Source organism: Escherichia sp. E2661, from assembly GCF_004745185.1.
Taxonomy (GTDB): Bacteria; Pseudomonadota; Gammaproteobacteria; order Enterobacterales; family Enterobacteriaceae; genus Escherichia.
Window position 1 is genome coordinate 39,623 of sequence record NZ_PDIG01000038.1, and the last position, 19,949, is coordinate 59,571.

18 protein-coding genes, 1 other RNA gene and 1 pseudogene are annotated in these 19,949 nt (G+C 49.8%); 14 read left to right on the forward strand and 6 right to left on the reverse strand.

Annotated elements, in window-relative coordinates; genetic code table 11:
* Positions 1-16: 16 nt before the first annotated feature.
* The 3 genes and pseudogenes from CRI63_RS20965 to ydiK all read right to left on the reverse strand — a co-directional run bounded on the left by CRI63_RS20965 (position 17) and on the right by ydiK (position 1,912).
* Positions 17-373: a YdiL family protein gene (locus CRI63_RS20965; protein WP_135520669.1), complete on the reverse strand. Its 357-nt coding sequence runs from the start codon at positions 371-373 to the stop codon at positions 17-19.
* Positions 374-507: 134 nt separating this feature from the next.
* An RNA gene (gene rprA, locus CRI63_RS20970) (antisense sRNA RprA) lies at positions 508-615 on the reverse strand.
* A 185-nt stretch (positions 616-800) separates the two neighbouring features.
* Positions 801-1,912: pseudogene (gene ydiK / locus CRI63_RS20975) on the reverse strand (AI-2E family transporter YdiK).
* A 388-nt stretch (positions 1,913-2,300) separates the two neighbouring features.
* Between ydiK and CRI63_RS20980 the strand changes: the two are divergent.
* The 10 genes from CRI63_RS20980 to ldtE all read left to right on the forward strand — a co-directional run bounded on the left by CRI63_RS20980 (position 2,301) and on the right by ldtE (position 13,274).
* On the forward strand, positions 2,301-5,360 hold the full coding sequence (locus CRI63_RS20980) for an FAD-binding and (Fe-S)-binding domain-containing protein (RefSeq protein ID WP_135520671.1): 3,060 nt from the start codon (positions 2,301-2,303) through the stop codon (positions 5,358-5,360).
* Positions 5,357-5,767 (forward strand): 1,4-dihydroxy-2-naphthoyl-CoA hydrolase, encoded by a 411-nt coding sequence (menI, locus tag CRI63_RS20985; RefSeq protein WP_130257778.1) that lies wholly within the window; start codon positions 5,357-5,359, stop codon positions 5,765-5,767. Before CRI63_RS20980 ends, menI begins: the two co-directional genes overlap by 4 nt.
* A 98-nt stretch (positions 5,768-5,865) precedes the next feature.
* On the forward strand, positions 5,866-6,054 hold the full coding sequence (locus CRI63_RS20990) for a YdiH family protein (protein ID WP_088376204.1): 189 nt from the start codon (positions 5,866-5,868) through the stop codon (positions 6,052-6,054).
* A 554-nt stretch (positions 6,055-6,608) separates the two neighbouring features.
* Entirely contained in the window at positions 6,609-6,977 is a 369-nt protein-coding gene (gene sufA / locus CRI63_RS20995; protein ID WP_135405843.1) for a Fe-S cluster assembly scaffold SufA, read from the forward strand.
* A gap of 8 nt (positions 6,978-6,985) precedes the next feature.
* A complete protein-coding gene (gene sufB, locus CRI63_RS21000) occupies positions 6,986-8,473 on the forward strand; it encodes a Fe-S cluster assembly protein SufB (protein ID WP_135520673.1) in 1,488 nt (495 codons plus the stop codon).
* Positions 8,474-8,482: 9 nt separating this feature from the next.
* Positions 8,483-9,229: a Fe-S cluster assembly ATPase SufC gene (gene sufC, locus CRI63_RS21005; RefSeq protein ID WP_000948872.1), complete on the forward strand. Its 747-nt coding sequence runs from the start codon at positions 8,483-8,485 to the stop codon at positions 9,227-9,229.
* A complete protein-coding gene (sufD, locus tag CRI63_RS21010; protein WP_135520675.1) occupies positions 9,204-10,475 on the forward strand; it encodes a Fe-S cluster assembly protein SufD in 1,272 nt (423 codons plus the stop codon). Before sufC ends, sufD begins: the two co-directional genes overlap by 26 nt.
* Complete coding sequence (gene sufS, locus CRI63_RS21015; RefSeq protein WP_135520677.1) at positions 10,472-11,692, forward strand: cysteine desulfurase SufS; 1,221 nt, start codon at positions 10,472-10,474, stop codon at positions 11,690-11,692. The genes sufD and sufS overlap by 4 nt, the downstream gene beginning before the upstream one ends.
* Before the next feature lie 12 nt (positions 11,693-11,704).
* On the forward strand, positions 11,705-12,121 hold the full coding sequence (gene sufE / locus CRI63_RS21020) for a cysteine desulfuration protein SufE (RefSeq protein ID WP_000279741.1): 417 nt from the start codon (positions 11,705-11,707) through the stop codon (positions 12,119-12,121).
* 148 nt (positions 12,122-12,269) lie between these two features.
* A complete protein-coding gene (ldtE, locus tag CRI63_RS21025) occupies positions 12,270-13,274 on the forward strand; it encodes a L,D-transpeptidase LdtE (protein WP_130208226.1) in 1,005 nt (334 codons plus the stop codon).
* A 63-nt stretch (positions 13,275-13,337) separates the two neighbouring features.
* Here ldtE and lpp read toward each other — a convergent pair whose 3' ends face one another.
* The 3 genes from lpp to CRI63_RS24770 form a co-directional block, all read right to left on the reverse strand.
* Complete coding sequence (gene lpp / locus CRI63_RS21030; protein ID WP_000648420.1) at positions 13,338-13,574, reverse strand: murein lipoprotein Lpp; 237 nt, start codon at positions 13,572-13,574, stop codon at positions 13,338-13,340.
* Between the two features lie 311 nt (positions 13,575-13,885).
* Positions 13,886-15,298 (reverse strand): pyruvate kinase PykF, encoded by a 1,413-nt coding sequence (gene pykF / locus CRI63_RS21035; RefSeq protein WP_064530058.1) that lies wholly within the window; start codon positions 15,296-15,298, stop codon positions 13,886-13,888.
* Positions 15,299-15,305: 7 nt separating this feature from the next.
* Positions 15,306-15,500, reverse strand: coding sequence for a hypothetical protein (locus CRI63_RS24770; protein WP_242664678.1), 195 nt, complete (start codon positions 15,498-15,500; stop codon positions 15,306-15,308).
* Between the two features lie 350 nt (positions 15,501-15,850).
* Here CRI63_RS24770 and fumD point away from each other — a divergent pair, with 350 nt between their 5' ends.
* The 4 genes from fumD to CRI63_RS21055 all read left to right on the forward strand — a co-directional run bounded on the left by fumD (position 15,851) and on the right by CRI63_RS21055 (position 19,933).
* The gene (fumD, locus tag CRI63_RS21040) at positions 15,851-16,060 is read left to right on the forward strand and encodes a fumarate hydratase FumD (RefSeq protein WP_000528337.1); all 210 of its coding nucleotides are present in this window, start codon (positions 15,851-15,853) and stop codon (positions 16,058-16,060) included.
* A gap of 460 nt (positions 16,061-16,520) precedes the next feature.
* Positions 16,521-17,147 carry a ferredoxin-like protein gene (locus tag CRI63_RS21045; protein ID WP_130208224.1) on the forward strand — a complete coding sequence of 209 codons (627 nt, stop codon included), beginning with the start codon at positions 16,521-16,523 and terminating at the stop codon, positions 17,145-17,147.
* A 20-nt stretch (positions 17,148-17,167) separates the two neighbouring features.
* Complete coding sequence (locus CRI63_RS21050) at positions 17,168-19,270, forward strand: aldehyde ferredoxin oxidoreductase (RefSeq protein ID WP_130224705.1); 2,103 nt, start codon at positions 17,168-17,170, stop codon at positions 19,268-19,270.
* A gap of 12 nt (positions 19,271-19,282) precedes the next feature.
* The gene (locus tag CRI63_RS21055; RefSeq protein ID WP_135520679.1) at positions 19,283-19,933 is read left to right on the forward strand and encodes a YdhW family putative oxidoreductase system protein; all 651 of its coding nucleotides are present in this window, start codon (positions 19,283-19,285) and stop codon (positions 19,931-19,933) included.
* Positions 19,934-19,949 lie beyond the last annotated feature (16 nt).

The window sequence follows — 19,949 nt, forward strand, 5'->3', positions numbered from 1 at the left end:
GTATCCCGTTAAAATATCAACACAGGCGTTCAAGATCGTGCGCATATAATTCAGCTGCGACCGACTGGTAAATCTTCCAGTCAATAAAATTACCTTCTGGGTAGATACGTTGAAATGCGGTTAAATTGGGGAGAAAACGCATGGTATTGTTGCCGATGCGGTTGTTTATTTTTTCTATGATGGCGTGAAGATGCCTTTTTCTTTGCTGGCGCATTGCCAGCAGTTTTTCAACTATCTCGTCAGGAATATCCGTTTTTCCTTTCTCCCATTGTTGCCAGCTTTCACTGTCGCCCGTCAGGGCAATCCAGGTCGCGCATTCATCAATGGTCATGGCAAAAATATGGCGTAGTGCCTGGAGTTCATAAGCGTTCATCGTGTAATGGCTGCATGAAAAAAAGAATAAAATATAAATAACATTATCAGCCTGCTTACGGCTTGAAGAGAGTCACAGTATCTTGTGCAACATTATTGGAAAGAACGAGAGGCGGGGTAATGAAGCAAAAAATGTTAAAAAAAAGCCCATCGTGGGAGATGGGCAAAGACTACACACAGCAATTCGTTGTTTCACTCAGGGGATTTCCATGCTTATAAATCAATATGTTGATTTATAACCGTGAGCTAATAGTAGGCATACGGACTTTTTGCGTCGATCAGATTCGTCTCATTAGTTTAAAAACTGTAAAGGATTTGCGACAGATACTGCCAGCTGAATGGCGGTAAGCAGGAAAATACGGACTGGAGGAATGAAATATCAATTAGCAGTGATTAACAATCAGGCGGCAGAGCCGCCTGATGAGAAATTACTTATTCGGTTTCTCGATTTCGCCCAGCTCTTCGAGAATTTCCTCTGGTTGGTCAGTCGGCGGCGGGACTTCTTCAACCCACGCAGCAAACAGACGCCAGGAAACAGCCAGTAGTACCGGACCAATAAACAGACCGATCATACCGAAAGCAATCAAACCACCAATAACCCCGGAGAGGATCAGAATCAGCGGTAAATCTGCGCCCATGCGAATTAGCATTGGGCGGATGACGTTATCCAGAGTGCCAACCACACCGCTCCACACTAACAATACCGTTCCCCAGGTGGTATCGCCGGTCCAGTAGAGCCAGATAATCGCCGGAATCAACACTGGCAGCGGGCCTAGCTGAACAAGGCAGGAGAGGATCATTAATACCGTTAGCAGCGTGGCGTAAGGCACACCAGAAACGGCCAGACCGATACCGCCAAGTACAGCCTGTACTAAAGCAGTGACCACAACGCCCAGCGCCACTGCGCGGATAGCTTGTGCCGCCAGCAGAACTGCCGCATCACCACGACGCCCGCCAGACGGGTCGCAAAATGTCGGATGCCTTGCGCCACCTGTTCACCGCGCCAGTACAACAGGGCGCTGAAGAGCAGCATTAAGGCACAATGCACCATAAAGCGCCCGATATGCGCGGCTTGCCCGACGAACCAGGTGGTAGTGGTGCCAATATAAGGACGGACTTTCGCCATAATTGCCGTGCCGCCCATATCCAGCAAATTGTGCCAGCCTGCGTACAGCTTCGCGCCAATCACCGGAATGGTATTAAGCCACGCTAAATCCGGTAATGTCATATCGCCACTGGAGATGGCCTTAATTAACGGGCCACTGCCGTCGACGATACTGTTAACCAGTAAGGCGATAGGGATGATAAACACCATCACCAGGAGCAACGTCATTACCAGAACGGCGAGAGAGCGGCGGCCAAACATGATCTTTTGCAAACGTAACAATACCGGCCAGGTGGCGATAACCACCGTACCGGCCCATGCGAAGCCGAGAATAAAGGGTTGAACGATCCACAGACATGCCACAATCATGATGGCTAAAAACAGCACCGAAAGCAGAATTTGTGCGACATCCCTGGGCTGACGAACATTTACCATAACTACTTTTCACCTTTTTTGTGCGTCAAATCGTCGACGCGACGTGAACACGCGAAACTCACCTGCATAATGATGAGCAATTTCAGCGGTTTTTAACAGGCCGATTCTGCCCTTAATTCTGATGGGCGTGTTAGAAAAAAATGTGGTACAACAACTCAGGTAACACGCAAACGATTTACTCGTCGTATTTCAAGTGGCATGTGCTGCGGCTACGTTCGTTCACCCCAGTCACTTACTTTTGTAAGCTCCTGGAGTTCACTCGCTTGCCGCCTTCCTGCAACTCGAAATCCATAGAGTAAACAAACATCACCTTTCAGTGCGCTATTGCAGCAGCCTGAAAGAACAGTGTATCGACCTACATCACAGACCGCAGGAAAGGGTCAATATAATGATTCCACAGATTTCCCAGGCACCCGGCGTCGTTCAACTGGTGCTTAATTTTTTGCAAGAGCTGGAGCAACAAGGTTTTACCGGCGATACGGCGACAAGTTATGCCGATCGTCTGACAATGTCGACCGACAACAGTATTTACCAACTTCTCCCCGATGCGGTGGTATTTCCGCGTTCAACCGCAGATGTGGCGCTGATCGCCCGTCTTGCCGCCCAGGAACGCTATACATCGCTGATCTTTACCCCCCGCGGCGGCGGCACCGGCACTAACGGTCAGGCGCTCAACCAGGGGATTATTGTTGATATGTCCCGCCATATGAACCGCATCATCGAAATTAACCCTGAAGAGGGCTGGGTGCGCGTTGAAGCTGGGGTGATTAAAGATCAACTGAATCAGTACCTGAAACCATTTGGCTACTTTTTTGCGCCAGAACTTTCGACCAGTAACCGGGCAACGCTCGGCGGGATGATTAATACTGATGCTTCTGGCCAGGGATCGCTGGTCTATGGGAAAACGTCAGATCACGTGTTGGGCGTGCGGGGCGGTGTTGTTGTGGTGGGGGATATTCTCGATACCCAACCTTTACCCGTCGAACTTGCTGAAACGTTGGGTAAAACCAATACCGCTATCGGGCGGATCTACAACACTGTCTATCAACGTTGCCGCCAGCAACGCCAGTTAATCATCGACAAATTCCCCAAACTTAACCGTTTTCTTACCGGTTACGATCTGCGCCATGTCTTTAACGATGAAATGACCGAGTTCGACCTGACGCGCATTCTGACCGGATCAGAAGGGACGCTGGCCTTTATTACCGAAGCGCGGCTGGATATTGCGCGCTTGCCTAAAGTGCGCCGTCTGGTGAACGTCAAATATGACTCTTTTGACTCCGCGCTACGTAATGCGCCGTTTATGGTTGAGGCGCGTGCGCTTTCGGTAGAGACGGTGGACTCAAAAGTGCTGAATCTGGCGCGGGAAGATATTGTCTGGCATTCCGTCAGCGAACTGATTACCAATGTGCCAGACAAAGAGATGCTCGGGCTGAACATTGTTGAATTTGCCGGAGATGATGAGGCGCTGATTGACGAGCGGGTAAATTCACTCTGTGCGCGGCTGGATGAACTGATTGCCACCCAGCAGGCAGGGGTGATCGGCTGGCAGGTGTGCAGTGAGCTGGCAGGTGTTGAGCGTATTTATGCAATGCGAAAAAAAGCCGTCGGCCTGCTCGGCAATGCCAAAGGAGCCGCCAAACCGATTCCATTTGCCGAAGATACCTGCGTGCCGCCGGAACATCTGGCAGATTATATTGCTGAATTTCGCGCACTGCTCGACAGCCACGGCTTAAGCTACGGTATGTTTGGCCACGTCGACGCTGGTGTTTTGCACGTCCGTCCGGCGCTGGATATGTGCGATCCGCAACAAGAGATGTTGATGAAGCAAATCTCTGATGACGTGGTGGCGCTGACTGCAAAATACGGTGGCTTGTTATGGGGCGAGCACGGAAAAGGTTTTCGTGCCGAATACAGTCCAGCGTTTTTCGGTGAGGAGCTTTTCGCAGAACTGCGTAAGGTTAAAGCGGCGTTTGATCCGCATAACCGACTAAATCCAGGGAAAATCTGCCCACCAGAAGGTATTGACGCGCCAATGATGAAAGTGGACGCGGTAAAGCGTGGCACGTATGACCGACAAATCCCCATCGCGGTACGCCAGCAGTGGCGCGGCGCTATGGAATGCAATGGCAACGGTTTGTGCTTCAACTTTGATGCCCGCAGCCCGATGTGTCCGTCAATGAAGATAACTCAGAACCGCATTCATTCACCGAAAGGGCGTGCAACACTGGTGCGTGAATGGTTACGTTTGCTGGCGGATCGCGGCGTTGACCCTCTAAAACTGGAGCAAGAGCTACCAGAGTCTGGCGTCAGCTTGCGCACGTTAATTGCCCGTATGCGCAATAGCTGGCATGCAAATAAAGGCGAATATGACTTCTCGCACGAAGTCAAAGAGGCAATGTCGGGCTGCCTGGCCTGTAAAGCGTGTTCGACTCAGTGTCCGATCAAAATTGACGTACCGGAGTTTCGCTCTCGTTTCTTGCAACTCTATCACACGCGCTATCTACGCCCATTGCGCGATCATCTGGTGGCAACGGTCGAAAGTTACGCACCGCTGATGGCGCGTGCGCCAAAGACTTTTAACTTCTTCATTAACCAGCCGCTGGTGCGCAAATTCTCGGAAAAACACATCGGTATGGTCGATTTGCCGCTGCTTTCAGTGCCGTCGCTGCAACAACAAATGGTGGGGCATCGCTCGGCAAACATGACGCTGGAACAGCTTGAAGCGCTCAGTTCAGAACAGAAAGCACGCACGGTGCTGGTAGTGCAGGATCCTTTTACCAGTTATTACGATGCGCAGGTGGTGGCGGATTTTGTTCGTCTGGTCGAAAAATTAGGTTTCCAGCCAGTGCTGTTGCCATTCTCACCGAATGGTAAAGCGCAGCATATCAAAGGCTTTCTTAATCGTTTTGCGAAGACGGCGAAAAAGACGGCGGATTTTCTCAACCGTATGGCGAAACTTGGGATGCCAATGGTGGGTGTCGATCCGGCGCTGGTACTTTGTTATCGCGATGAATATAAACTGGCTCTGGGCGAGGCGCGTGGCGAGTTTAACGTCTTACTGGCGAATGAATGGCTGGCAAGCGCGCTTCAGTCACAGCCAGTGACAGCAGTCAGCGGTGAATCATGGTATTTCTTTGGTCACTGTACTGAAGTTACCGCCTTGCCGGGGGCGCCAGCACAATGGGCCGCGATATTTGCCCGTTTTGGCGCGAAACTGGAAAATGTCAGCGTGGGTTGCTGCGGCATGGCAGGGACTTACGGACATGAGGCGAAAAACCATAAAAACTCGCTCGGGATCTATGAGTTATCCTGGCATCAGGCAATGCAGCGTCTACCGCGTAATCGCTGTCTGGCGACCGGGTATTCTTGCCGCAGCCAGGTTAAACGGGTTGAAGGGACGGGGGTACGCCATCCCGTGCAGGCATTACTGGAGATTATTAAATGATATGGAAACGTAAAATCACCCTTGAAGCACTGAATGCCATGGGTGAAGGAAACATGGTGGGGTTGCTGGATATTCGCTTTGAACATATTGGTGATGACACCCTTGAAGCGACAATGCCAGTAGACTCGCGGACAAAGCAGCCTTTCGGGTTACTGCATGGAGGTGCATCCGTGGTGCTGGCCGAAAGTATCGGTTCCGTTGCCGGGTATTTATGTACCGAAGGCGAGCAAAAAGTGGTTGGCCTGGAAATCAATGCTAACCATGTTCGCTCAGCACGAGAAGGGCGGGTACGCGGCGTTTGTAAACCGCTGCATCTCGGTTCACGGCATCAGGTCTGGCAGATCGAAATATTCGATGAAAACGGGCGTTTGTGTTGTTCATCACGATTGACGACCGCCATTTTGTGACGTTGTCACCAGAAAAGTGTGATGCATATTGCTTTTGGTTATTATCTGCGCAGTAAACGGTGGTATACTGTGCAGGTCTTGTCTAAAGCGAGGATGCTATGTCTACTCAACTTAATCCCACCCAGCTGGCTATCGAATTTTTACGCCGTGACCAAAGCAATCTTTCACCCGCTCAATATCTCAAGCGTCTGAAACAACTAGAACTTGAATTTGCTGATCTGCTTACTCTTTCGTCTACGGAACTGAAAGAAGAAATCTACTTCGCCTGGCGTCTGGGCGTGCATTAATCCCTACTGAACATAGTCTGAACGCCCATCGACCTGGATTAACATCTGTCCAGGTCTGACGATTATTTTCTGACCGCCCTCCCGTTGTTACCTGCCTGATATTGTTCAAAAATAATACAAATCGCAGTTTGTGTTAAAACGGCGACGTAGTCTTATGAGATTATTCTTATCGCCCCTTCAAGAGCTAAGCCACTTTGAGTGCCGGAGATAAGCGCCGGATGGGGTAGAAACCCTTAAGCCTGTGATGCACAGACTTAAGGGTTTTCTTATTTCAGAACTCGCCACTTTTTTTACCTATCTCTTAAATAGTCATTTTCGATACAACTTTTTCTTTTCCATCACAGCCTTAACACCCACTCGATAATAATCATTATCTAACAATGAGATACCTAATTCTTAGCATGCCTGTTAACCCTCTCATCAGGGTCTATGCTTATTAAATACAGGCAAAAAGCATGTTTTACGCGAAAGCCCCTGCGTTTGCCGGGTTGAACTGATAATCATTATCACTAACATGCTGTTATCCGCTGAAAGCGATGAAGTGAGGTAAATCGATGGACATGCATTCAGGAACGTTTAATCCACAGGATTTCGCCTGGCAAGGCTTAACGTTAACACCCGCAGCCGCGGCGCATATACGTGAGTTAGTCGCGAAGCAGTCGGGCATGGTTGGCGTGCGTTTAGGCGTCAAACAAACAGGCTGCGCGGGCTTTGGCTATGTGCTCGATAGCGTCAGCGAGCCAGAGAAAGATGATCTGCTGTTTGAACGTGACGGCGCGAAGCTGTTCGTCCCGCTGCAAGCGATGCCGTTTATTGATGGCACGGAAGTCGATTTCGTTCGCGAAGGACTCAATCAGATATTCAAATTTCACAACCCGAAAGCCCAGAATGAATGTGGCTGTGGCGAAAGCTTTGGGGTATAGGCGGTACTATGTCTCGTAATACTGAAGCAACTGACGATGTCAAAACCTGGACCGGCGGCCCGCTGAATTATAAAGAAGGATTCTTCACCCAGTTAGCCACCGATGAGCTGGCAAAGGGGATAAACGAAGAGGTGGTGCGCGCAATTTCGGCGAAGCGTAATGAGCCGGAGTGGATGCTGGAGTTTCGTCTCAACGCCTACCGCGCATGGCTGGAGATGGAAGAGCCGCACTGGCTGAAAGCGCACTACGACAAGCTGAATTATCAGGATTACAGCTACTACTCGGCACCATCGTGCGGTAATTGTGACGACAACTGCGCGTCTGAACCCGGCGCGGTGCAGCAAACTGGCGCGAACGCCTTTTTAAGTAAAGAGGTGGAGGCGGCGTTTGAGCAGCTAGGCGTTCCCGTGCGGGAAGGCAAAGAGGTGGCGGTGGATGCCATTTTCGACTCTGTTTCGGTTGCCACCACTTATCGCGAAAAACTGGCGGAGCAGGGAATTATCTTCTGTTCCTTTGGCGAGGCGATTCACGATCACCCAGAACTGGTGAAGAAATATCTCGGCACTGTGGTACCCGGGAATGACAACTTCTTTGCCGCGCTTAATGCGGCAGTGGCCTCTGACGGTACGTTTATTTATGTGCCTAAAGGCGTGCGCTGCCCGATGGAGCTCTCCACCTATTTCCGCATTAACGCGGAAAAAACCGGGCAGTTTGAGCGCACCATTCTGGTGGCCGATGAAGACAGCTACGTCAGCTACATTGAAGGCTGTTCCGCTCCGGTGCGTGACAGCTATCAGTTACACGCGGCGGTGGTGGAAGTCATCATCCATAAAAACGCCGAGGTGAAATATTCCACGGTACAAAACTGGTTCCCTGGCGATAACAACACCGGCGGTATTCTCAACTTCGTCACCAAGCGTGCTTTGTGCGAAGGCGAAAACAGCAAAATGTCATGGACGCAATCAGAAACCGGTTCAGCCATTACGTGGAAATATCCCAGCTGCATTCTGCGCGGCGATAACTCCATTGGTGAGTTTTACTCAGTGGCACTGACCAGCGGTCATCAGCAAGCGGATACCGGCACCAAGATGATCCACATCGGTAAAAACACCAAATCGACCATTATCTCGAAAGGGATCTCTGCCGGACACAGCCAGAACAGTTATCGCGGCTTAGTGAAAATTATGCCGACGGCAACCAATGCGCGCAATTTCACTCAGTGCGACTCAATGCTGATTGGCGATAATTGTGGGGCGCATACCTTCCCGTATGTCGAATGTCGCAATAACAGCGCACAACTGGAGCACGAGGCAACGACATCACGTATTGGTGAAGATCAACTGTTTTACTGCCTGCAACGCGGGATCAGCGAAGAAGACGCCATCTCGATGATTGTTAACGGCTTCTGCAAAGACGTGTTCTCGGAACTGCCGCTGGAATTTGCCGTTGAAGCACAAAAACTCCTCGCCATCAGTCTTGAACACAGCGTCGGATAAGGAATAAACATGTTAAGTATTAAAGATTTACACGTCAGCGTGGAAGATAAAGCTATCCTGCGTGGATTAAGCCTCGACGTTCGTCCCGGCGAAGTTCACGCCATTATGGGGCCAAACGGTTCTGGCAAAAGTACCTTATCGGCAACGCTTGCCGGGCGCGAAGATTATGAAGTGACGGGCGGCACGGTTGAGTTTAAAGGCAAAGATTTGCTTGCGCTGTCGCCGGAAGATCGTGCAGGTGAAGGCATTTTTATGGCCTTCCAGTATCCGGTGGAAATTCCCGGCGTCAGTAACCAGTTTTTCCTGCAAACGGCACTTAATGCGGTGCGCAGCTATCGCGGCCAGGAAACGCTCGACCGCTTTGATTTTCAGGATTTGATGGAAGAAAAAATTGCTCTCCTGAAGATGCCGGAAGATTTACTCACGCGTTCGGTCAACGTTGGTTTTTCTGGTGGTGAGAAAAAGCGCAACGATATTTTGCAAATGGCGGTGCTGGAACCGGAACTGTGCATTCTTGATGAGTCGGACTCCGGGCTCGATATCGACGCATTAAAGGTGGTCGCCGATGGCGTGAACTCGCTGCGTGACGGCAAGCGTTCATTCATCATTGTTACGCACTACCAACGCATTCTTGACTACATCAAGCCTGATTACGTCCATGTTCTGTATCAGGGGCGAATTGTGAAATCCGGTGATTTCACGTTGGTCAAACAACTGGAGGAGCAGGGTTATGGCTGGCTTACCGAACAGCAGTAACGCGCTGCAACAGTGGCATCATTTGTTTGAAGCTGAAGGGGCGAAACGTTCCCCGCAAGCACAACAGCATTTACAACAATTGCTGCGTACCGGCCTGCCGACACGTAAACATGAGCACTGGAAATATACGCCGCTGGAAGGGCTGACCAATAGCCAGTTTGTCAGCATTGCGGGTGAGATATCCCCGCAACAACGCGATGCCTTAGCGTTAACGTTAGACGCCGTGCGGCTGGTGTTTGTCGATGGACGTTACGTGCCCGCGCTGAGCGATGCAACCGAAGGCAGCGGGTATGAAGTGAGCATTAACGACGACCGTCAGGGATTGCCTGACGCTATTCAGGCGGAAGTGTTTCTGCATCTGACGGAAAGTCTGGCACAAAGCGTTACGCATATTGCCGTGAAGCGCGGTCAACGGCCGGCAAAGCCATTGCTGTTAATGCATATTACCCAGGGCGTGGCAGGTGAAGAGGTCAACACTGCCCATTACCGACATCATCTGGAGCTGGCGGAAGGTGCCGAAGCAACGGTGATTGAACATTTTGTCAGTCTTAATGATGCTCGTCATTTCACCGGCGCACGGTTCACTATCAACGTCGCAGCGAACGCCCACTTGCAGCATATCAAGCTGGCGTTTGAAAACCCGGTCAGCCACCACTTTGCGCATAATGACTTGCTGCTGGCAGACGATGCCACGGCATTTAGCCACAGTTTCCTGCTTGGCGGCGCCGTGTTACGACACAACACCAGTACGCAACTCAATGGCGAAAACAGCACGCTGCGCATCAATAGCCTGGCGATGCCGGTGAAAAACGAAGTGTGTGATACCCGCACCTGGCTGGAACACAATAAAGGTTTTTGCAATAGCCGCCAGCTGCACAAAACTATCGTCAGCGACAAAGGTCGCGCGGTGTTTAACGGTTTGATCAACGTCGCGCAGCACGCCATCAAGACTGACGGCCAGATGACCAACAATAATCTGCTGATGGGTAAACTGGCGGAAGTGGATACCAAACCACAGCTGGAAATCTATGCTGATGATGTGAAATGCAGCCACGGTGCGACGGTGGGGCGTATTGATAACGAACAGATGTTCTATCTGCGCTCGCGCGGGATCAATCAACAGGATGCCCAGCAGATGATTATCTACGCCTTTGCCGCCGAACTGACGGAAGCATTGCGTGATGATGGGCTCAAACAGCAGGTGTTGGCCCGAATCGGTCAACGGCTGCCGGGAGGTGCAAGATGACTTTTTCCGTCGACAAAGTGCGGGCCGACTTTCCGGTGCTTTCGCGTGAGGTGAACGGTCTGCCACTGGCTTATCTCGACAGCGCCGCCAGTGCGCAGAAACCGAGCCAGGTGATTGACGCCGAGGCCGAGTTTTATCGTCACGGTTACGCCGCGGTGCATCGCGGTATTCATACCTTAAGCGCCCAGGCGACCGAGAAAATGGAGAACGTGCGCAAGCGGGCATCGCTGTTTATTAATGCCCGTTCGGCGGAAGAGCTGGTGTTCGTCCGCGGCACGACGGAAGGGATTAACCTGGTCGCCAATAGCTGGGGCAACAGCAACGTGCGGGCGGGCGATAACATCATCATCAGTCAGATGGAGCACCACGCTAACATTGTTCCCTGGCAAATGCTTTGCACCCGTGTTGGCGCAGAGCTGCGTGTGATCCCGCTTAACCCGGACGGCACACTGCAACTGGATACACTGCCCAATCTGTTCGACGAGAAAACTCGCCTGCTGGCAATTACCCATGTCTCCAACGTGCTGGGGACGGAAAATCCGCTGGCGGAGATGATCACGCTTGCGCACCAACATGGCGCAAAAGTGCTGGTGGATGGCGCTCAGGCGGTGATGCATCATCCGGTGGATGTTCAGGCACTGGATTGCGATTTCTACGTTTTCTCCGGGCATAAACTGTATGGTCCCACCGGCATTGGCGTGCTGTATGTCAAAGAAGCCTTGTTGCAGGAGATGCCGCCGTGGGAAGGTGGCGGTTCTATGATTGCCACCGTTAGCCTGAGTGAAGGCACTACCTGGACCAAAGCGCCGTGGCGGTTTGAAGCCGGTACGCCCAATACCGGAGGTATTATTGGCCTTGGCGCGGCGCTGGAGTATGTTTCGGCGCTGGGGCTTAACAACATTGCCGAGTATGAACAGAATCTGATGCATTACGCATTGTCGCAGTTGGCTGCGGTGCCGGATCTTACTCTCTATGGTCCGCCGGACAGACTTGGCGTTATTGCCTTTAATCTCGGTAAACACCACGCCTATGACGTCGGCAGTTTTCTTGATAACTACGGTATTGCTGTGCGTACCGGACATCACTGCGCAATGCCATTAATGGCCTATTACAACGTCCCCGCGATGTGTCGGGCGTCGCTGGCAATGTACAACACCCATGAAGAAGTGGATCGTCTGGTAACTGGATTGCAACGTATTCATCGTCTACTGGGGTAAAAGGGAGGCTCTATGGCTGTATTGCCGGATAAAGAAAAATTGCTGCGTAACTTTTTACGCTGCACCAACTGGGAAGAGAAATATCTCTACATTATTGAACTGGGACAGCGTCTGCCAGAATTACGCGACGAAGACAGAAGCCCGCAAAATAGTATTCAGGGATGCCAGAGTCAGGTATGGATTGTAATGCGCCAGAATGCGCAGGGAATTATTGAATTGCAGGGCGACAGCGATGCGGCCATTGTGAAAGGGCTTATTGCGGTCGTTTTTATTCTCTACGATCAAATGACGCCGCAGGATATTGTCAATTTCGATGTGCGCCCGTGGTTTGAAAAAATGGCGCTCACCCAACATCTCACCCCATCACGCTCACAAGGTCTGGAAGCGATGATTCGCGCAATTCGCGCCAAAGCCGCTGCACTTAGCTAAACTAAAGGAACAGCTTTCATCCGGTAGGCTCACTTTGCCGGGTGGTCGATGTTTACACTGGCCTGCACAGGAGTGTTTCGGTTTCAGGTAAACATAAGCGCCATCCGTCGTTTCAGCGTGAGCCACCGGCAAATACAGGAGGTTTACAATGAAACGCGCGTCTTTACTAACACTGACTCTTATCGGCGCTTTCAGCGCCATTCAGGCAGCCTGGGCGGTAGATTACCCGCTCCCACCAACCGGAAGCCGACTGGTTGGGCAAAATCAAACCTATACGGTGCAAGAGGGGGATAAAAACCTTCAGGCTATTGCCCGTCGTTTTGATACTGCGGCAATGTTGATCCTTGAAGCCAATAACACAATTGCTCCGGTGCCAAAACCAGGCACGACAATAACCATTCCTTCGCAACTGTTATTACCTGATGCACCGCGCCAGGGGATAATTGTGAACCTTGCGGAACTGCGTCTTTATTATTATCCGCCGGGAGAAAATATCGTGCAGGTCTACCCGATAGGCATTGGCTTGCAGGGGCTGGAAACGCCAGTGATGGAAACACGGGTAGGGCAGAAAATCCCCAATCCTACCTGGACGCCCACGGCGGGTATTCGTCAGCGTTCACTGGAGCGAGGCATCAAATTACCGCCAGTTGTTCCAGCCGGGCCGAATAACCCTCTGGGACGCTACGCACTGCGCCTGGCGCACGGCAACGGCGAATACCTCATTCATGGCACCAGTGCGCCGGACAGCGTCGGTTTGCGCGTCAGTTCAGGCTGTATGCGTATGAACGCGCCGGACATTAAAGCACTGTTCTCCAGTGTGAGAACGGGAACGCCGGTAAGAGTGATCAACGAACCGGTAAAATACTCTGTAGAACCGAACGGGATGCGTTATGTTGAAGTGCATCGACCGCTATCGGCAGAAGAACAGCAGAACGTTCAGACAATGCCGTACGCACTGCCTGCAGGCTTCACGCAATTTAAAGACAATAAGGCTGTAGATCAGAAGTTAGTCGATAAAGCATTGTATCGTCGGGCAGGGTATCCGGTTGCGGTAAGCAGTGGAGCAACTCCAGTAGCCAGCAATGCGTCTGCAGTAGAGTCAGCGCAGAATGGTGAACCAGAGCAAGGAAATATGTTACGCGCGACGCAATAGGCGTAATGAGCAGGCAAAAAAAATGGCGCACAATGTGCGCCATTTTTCACTTCACAGGTACTATTACTTGCGGTATTTAGTAGCCATGTTGTCCAGACGCTGGTTAGCACGAGCTGCGTCATCTTTAGCAGCCTGAACGTCGGAACGCATTGCGTTCACGTCGTTGCTCAGCTGGTCAACTTTAGCGTTCAGAGTCTGAACGTCAGAAGACAGCTGATCGATTTTAGCGTTGCTGGAGCAACCTGCCAGCAGAGTAGAACCCAGGATTACCGCGCCCAGTACCAGTTTAGTAGCTTTCATTATTAATACCCTCTAGATTGAGTTAATCTCCATGTAGCGTTACAAGTATTACACAAAGTTTTTTTATGTTGAGAATATTTTTTTTGATGGGAAGGCACTTATTTTTGATCGTTCGCTCAAAGAAACATCGAACGCTTGGTTTTAGATAAAAAAAATGAGAGAAAACAGGATGGTTCCATCGGATTCATCTTAGATAAAGTGAGATTATATAGTGAAATCCGATTTGATTTTTATTGCTTCTGGTTATCGATTAAATAAAAAAAGCGCCCATCAGGGCGCTTCGATATACAAATTAATTCACAAAAGCAATATTACAGGACGTGAACAGATGCGGTGTTAGTCGTGCCGCTCGGTACCAGCGCGCCAGAAACCATGACTACGACGTCGCCTTTGTGCGCCAGACCGCTCTGCAGCGCCAGTTCTTTACCCAGACGATAGAAATCATCAGTAGAGGTAATTTCTTTAACCAGCTGCGGTACAACGCCTTTGCTCAGTACCAGCTGATGAGCTGTTTTTTCGTTGGTGGTCAGCGCCAGAATGGTTGCATCCGGGAAGTATTTACGTACTGCACGAGCAGATTTACCGCCCTGGGTCGCTACGACGATCAGCGGAGCATCCAGTTTTTCAGCAGTTTCAACTGCGCCACGGCAAACCGCTTCGGTGATACGCAGTTTACGGTTGTCGTTGTTGAACTCGAGACGGCTGTTCATCACGCGGTCGGTACGTTCACAGATGGTCGCCATGATAGAAACAGCTTCCAGCGGATATTTACCTTTTGCGGATTCACCAGACAGCATTACTGCGTCGGTGCCGTCGAGGATGGCGTTGGCTACGTCACCGGCTTCTGCGCGAGTCGGACGTGGGTTTTTGATCATGGAATCCAGCATCTGGGTCGCAGTGATAACGACTTTACGTGCACGGATACATTTTTCGATCATCATCTTCTGGGCGAAGATAACTTCTTCAACCGGAATTTCTACACCCAGGTCGCCACGTGCAACCATGATGCCATCAGATGCTTCGAGGATTTCGTCGAAGTTATTGAGGCCTTCCTGGTTTTCGATTTTGGAGATGATTTGGATGTTTTCGCCGCCGTGCGCTTTCAGGTGCTCACGGATTTCGACAACGTCAGAACGTTTACGGATAAAGGAAGCAGCAACAAAGTCTACGCCTTGTTCGCAACCGAAGATCAGGTCCTGTTTGTCTTTTTCTGCCAGTGCCGGCAGGGCGATGGAAACGCCAGGCAGGTTCACACCTTTGTTCTCGCCCAGGTCACCGTTGTTCAGTACTTTACAGATAACTTTGTTACCTTCGATAGCGGTAACTTCCATACCGATCAGACCATCGTCAACCAGTACGGTGTTGCCGACGGACAGGTCGGTAGTGAAACCTTCATAAGTTACCGCAACCATTTCGCTGTTGCCGATAACAGATTTGTCAGTGGTGAAAGTAAAGGTCTGGCCTGCTTTCAGGGAAACGTCGTTACCGCCTTCCAGTTTCATGGTGCGGATTTCCGGACCTTTGGTATCGAGCAGGATAGCGGCAGTTTTACCGGTTTTGCTCATCACGTTGCGCAGGTTCTGAATGCGCTGACCGTGTTCTGCATAGTCACCATGAGAGAAGTTCAGACGCATGACGTTCATGCCCGCGTCCAGCATTTTAGCTAACATCTCTTCAGATTCGGTTTTTGGGCCGATGGTGCAAACAATTTTGGTCTTTTTCATGACAGTCTTAGTCTTTAAGTTGAGAAGGATAGGAGAAACTTGCTTTCTGGGCGCACTGCCGGAAAGCGAATCCGGTATTACGAAAGTGATGGTGCCTCGCTCTAAGGATAGGTGACATCGAAAAAGCGTGCAGAGGAATGTGTGCTTGTGTCTCAGCCCAACGTGAGTGCCTGTTTTTGAGTCGTTGAGTTCTACAGTCCAAAGTGCTGAAACCATTCAAGAGTCAATTGGCGCGGATTATACGCTGAATTTAATCAAAAAGGAAAACAAAAACAGCGTTTCAAAAACATTCATGCATATACACAATAAACTGTTATCAAAGATTTAACGTCCTCGATAGCAGATTACGCAAAATCATCGCTGTTTGCGCAAAGGGAAGGCGATGGTTGGAAGATAGAGGATGACTGGAGTAAAGACAGAGTGCATACCCTCGTGACACAACAGATGCAATTATAATAATTTATCGAGTTATTTGTTTGATTTTGTTTGTTTTTTGTTTAAGTAATGAGATTGATATATGCTGATAACTGGCATGATAAATGGGTGTGAATAATGGGCAACCGGACAAAAGATGATGAGCTGTACCGCGAAATGTGCAGAGTGGTAGGGAAAGTGGTGTTGGAGATGCGTGACCTGGGCCAGGAGCCAAAACACATCGTCATCGCTGGTGTGCTGCGTACAGCATTAGCAAATAAACGCATCCAACGAAGCGAATTAGAAAAGCAGGCGATGGAAACAGTCATTAATGCACTGGTGAAATAATTGTTCGGGGATAGCGCGTAACGCCTTATCCCCTCTGTTTTATTATATCGTCACATGTAAGTTTATTTTTATAAATGGATGTAAGGCAACTATATTAATTGCGATATGTATTTAACTTTATAGCGAATTAACTATTTCTATATTCTGGAATGTATATCACAAATTATTGTGGAGTAAATGAAATTCATTTCAAATGATAACAAATATCACTCCACTTTTAATCTTCTGCTTTCCATTTTTAATTGATAACGATCAATGTTAAGGGCTAAGAATAATCACATTATTTTTTCTCCTAACCATAAAGGATTAGTTTGCTTGCGTTAAATCATGTCTCATACGCTATCGGGTTAGGACAAAAAATATCTGGTGTTGGAGGCATAGTCAGCAGCGTATTAGTTGAATGCTTAATATCAGGCTGCTGAATTGTCAGCACTGTGTTTGCGAAGAGGATGCGAAATAAATGAACCCGGTTGAACGTCCACTATTAGATATTGGCTTAACGCGATTAGAGTTCTTGCGTATATCAGGAAAAGGTCTTGCTGGTTTAACAATAGCCCCTGCGTTATTGTCACTTTTGGGCTGTAAACAGGAAGATGTCGATAGCGGCACGGTGGGGCTGATAAACACGCCCAAAGGCGTGTTAGTTACCCAGCGTGCGCGTTGCACCGGCTGCCACCGCTGTGAAATCTCCTGTACCAACTATAACGATGGCGCCGTTGGTACTTTTTTCTCCCGCATCAAAATCCATCGTAATTATTTCTTTGGCGACAAGGGCGTAGGTTCCGGTGGCGGCTTATACGGCGATCTGAATTATACCGCCGACACCTGTCGCCAGTGTAAAGATCCTCAATGCCTGAAGGTCTGCCCGATTGGCGCAATTACCTGGCAGCAGGAAGAGGGATGTATAACCGTCGATCATAAACGTTGCATTGGTTGTAGCGCCTGTACCACTGCGTGTCCGTGGATGATGGCCACCGTAAATACTGAAACTAAAAAATCCTCGAAATGTGTGTTGTGCGGTGAATGCGCAAACGCCTGCCCGACAGGGGCGTTAAAAATTATCGAGTGGAAAGATATTACTGTGTGAATCTTGCAAAGGAAAAAATCATGGCTAACGGTTGGACTGGTAATATATTAAGAGTCAATCTTACGACAGGAAATATTACCCTCGAAGATTCCAGTAAGTTTAAAGATTTTGTCGGTGGTATGGGCTTTGGCTACAAAATTATGTATGACGAAGTACCGCCAGGCACCAAACCTTTCGATGAAGCAAATAAATTAGTTTTTGCTACCGGCCCATTAACTGGATCTGGTGCACCCTGTAGTTCTCGCGTAAATATCACATCACTTTCCACATTTACCAAAGGAAATTTAGTCGTCGACGCCCATATGGGCGGCTTTTTTGCTGCACAAATGAAATTCGCCGGGTACGACGTCATTATTATCGAGGGTAAAGCGAAATCACCGGTCTGGCTAAATATAAAAGATGACAAAGTTAGCCTGGAGAAAGCCGATTTCTTGTGGGGGAAAGGGACGCGTGCAACCACGGAAGAAATTTGCCGTTTAACCAGCCCTGAAACCTGTGTAGCGGCTATTGGTCAGGCAGGTGAAAATCTTGTGCCTCTCTCTGGCATGCTGAATAGTCGTAACCACAGTGGCGGCGCGGGAACTGGCGCAATAATGGGCTCCAAAAACCTGAAAGCGATTGCGGTTGAAGGGACAAAAGGAGTCAACATTGCCGATCGCCAGGAGATGAAACGGCTCAATGACTATATGATGACCGAACTTATTGGCGCTAATAACAATCATGTCGTGCCAAGTACGCCGCAATCGTGGGCAGAGTACTCTGATCCCAAATCACGCTGGACGGCACGTAAAGGGCTGTTTTGGGGGGCAGCGGAAGGCGGCCCGATTGAAACAGGAGAAATCCCGCCAGGCAATCAGAACACGGTCGGTTTCCGCACCTATAAATCCGTCTTTGACTTAGGTCCGGCAGCAGAAAAATACACCGTCAAAATGAGTGGCTGCCACTCATGCCCAATTCGTTGTATGACCCAGATGAACATTCCTCGGGTTAAAGAGTTTGGTGTACCCAGTACAGGTGGTAACACCTGTGTCGCTAACTTTGTCCATACCACCATCTTCCCGAACGGGCCGAAAGATTTTGAAGATAAAGATGATGGCCGGGTAATTGGTAATCTGGTCGGTCTGAATCTGTTCGATGACTACGGGCTGTGGTGTAACTACGGGCAGTTGCATCGCGACTTTACCTATTGTTACAGCAAAGGTGTGTTTAAGCGCGTTCTGCCTGCTGAAGAGTATGCGGAAATTCGTTGGGATCAACTGGAAGCTGGCGACGTTAATTTCATTAAAGATTTTTACTACCGTCTGGCGCACCGCGTGGGTGAGTTGAGTCATCTGGCTGATGGCTCGTATGCCATTGCTGAACGCTGGAATTTGGGTGAAGAGTACTGGGGCTACGCAAAAAATAAACTCTGGTCGCCGTTTGGTTATCCGGTTCACCATGCCAATGAAGCGTCGGCGCAGGTCGGTTCTATTGTTAACTGCATGTTCAACCGTGACTGTATGACGCATACGCACATCAACTTTATCGGCTCCGGTTTGCCGTTGAAACTGCAGCGGGAAGTGGCAAAAGAGCTTTTTGGCTCTGAAGATGCTTACGATGAAACCAAAAACTACACGCCGATCAATGACGCAAAAATTAAATATGCCAAATGGTCGCTGTTGCGGGTTTGTTTGCATAACGCCGTCACCCTGTGCAACTGGGTCTGGCCAATGACCGTTTCGCCACTGAAAAGCCGCAATTATCGTGGCGACCTTGCGCTAGAAGCCAAATTCTTTAAAGCAATAACTGGCGAAGATATGACGCAGGAAAAATTAGATTTAGCTGCTGAGCGTATCTTTACGTTACATCGTGCCTACACGGTAAAACTGATGCAAACCAAAGATATGCGTAATGAGCATGACCTGATCTGCTCCTGGGTATTTGATAAAGATCCGCAGATTCCGGTCTTCAGTGAAGGTACTGACAAAATGGACCGCGATGATATGCACCAGTCACTCACGCTTTTCTACAAGGAAATGGGCTGGGACCCACAGCTTGGTTGTCCAACGCGAGAAACGCTTCATCGACTCGGGCTGGAAGATATTGCCGCCGATCTGGCGACACATAACCTGCTACCAGCATAAGGAACCGGCGTAATGAGCCAGCAGGAGGAAATGACACAACTGGAAGCGCCTGATATTGACGTGACTAAGCGTCACTGGTTGCACAGTATGCGTCAGCCCGATGACACTGCGAACGATGCGGTTACAGGGCCTGAACCGGCTGAAATTCTGGCGGAGTTTATCCGCCAGCATTCGACGGCGGGTCAACTGGTTGCACGCGCCGTGTTCCTGTCGCCGCCATATACGGTTGCTGAAGAGGATCTTTCTGCATTGCTGGAAAGCATACGGCAGAGTTCAGACTTCGCAGATATCGCCTGTATGACGGGCAGTAAAGATGATTATTACTACTCAACGCAAACCATGAGCGAAAACTATGCCGCTATGTCTTTGCAGGTTGTTGAGCAGGACATCTGTCGGGCCATTGCACACGCCGTTCGCTTCGAATGCCAGACGTATCCCCGGCCTTATAAGTTCGCCATGCTGACGCAAGCGCCATATTACTACCAGGAAGCGCAGATTGAAGCCGCGCTCGCCGCGATGGATATCGCTCCTGAGTATGCCGATATACGCCAGGTGACGTCATCGACGGCTGTGTTGTACCTGTTTAGCGAGCGTTTTATGAGCTATGGCAAAGCTTATGGCTTATGTGAATGGTTCGAAGTTGAGCAGTTTCAGAATCCCTGAAGTTTCAGGGAGATAT